This window comes from Salmonella sp. NW1250 (assembly GCF_051812965.1).
GTDB lineage: Bacteria > Pseudomonadota > Gammaproteobacteria > Enterobacterales > Enterobacteriaceae > Salmonella > Salmonella enterica.
This window is the reverse complement of record NZ_JAMNDD010000038.1, coordinates 1-931: the sequence shown is the minus strand read 5'-3', so window position 1 is coordinate 931 and position 931 is coordinate 1. Positions and strand designations below refer to the sequence as shown.

General features: G+C 66.7%; 1 pseudogene. It reads right to left on the bottom strand.

Annotated features, from left to right (window positions below):
• A pseudogene (locus NBA72_RS24120) lies at positions 1-931 on the bottom strand (RHS repeat protein); the annotation flags it as partial.

Below are 931 nucleotides of genomic sequence, written 5' to 3'. Positions count from 1 at the left end.
GTCGTCAATCGTGCCCACCTCGCCGTGGTTGTTCCAGTAATAGTCCCTCGACGTCACGCAGCCCTGCCGCGCCGGGCGCTGGCCGGGAAGAACAGGGGCGCTGCCGGGCGCCAGGCTGCGCTGCCAGCTCAGCAGCCCGTCGTCGTCGTAGCCGCTGTACGTCGCAAGCTGCCCCTGCGTGCGCATTATCTGACGGTGCAGGCTGTCGCGCTCATACTCGCTCACCGTCAGGCCGTCCAGCGCCGTCTGTAACAGATGCCCGCTCCCGTAATACAGATGCGTCAGGTGCTGCCCGTCCGGCAGCGTGATGTCCGTCGGGTTGCCCAGCGCGTCGCGCTGATAACATATGCTGCCGTTCCCCGCGTGCTCCGCCGTCAGCCAGCCGCTGCGGTCATACTCAAAACGCACCGTGTCGGCCTGCATCCGGTGCTGCTGTTGCCCCGCCTCCGTGGGCGTGAGCGTCACTGCCGTTATCTGGTCCAGCCGGTTGTAGCTGAACGTCCGCTGGCCGTGTTCATTCTCCGTCCGTAACAGACGGCCCAGCGCATCCCGCTGCTGCATCTCCCGCCGCACGCCGCCCTGCGTGCCCGTGGTCTGTATCGCCGTCAGATAACCGCTGTCGTCCAGGATAAAAGTACGGCTCAGTCCGTCCGGGCGCACCTCACGCACCAGCCTGCCGTCCGCATCGTGACTGAACCGGTACTGCGCCCCGTTGCCGTTGGTCAGCGCGGTCACCCGGCCTTCCGGCGTGTACTGCCAGCGCGTCTCGCGCTTCTCCTCATCCGTGTGCGCCGCCAGCAGACCGCGCGGCGTATACCGCCAGCTCTCCACGCTCCCCGTGATGCGCCGGTGGCTGCTCATCAGCCCCAGCGCATTCCAGGTATACCTGTCCTGCTGTTTCCCCGGTGAGTTCACCGTCTCCGGCAACCCA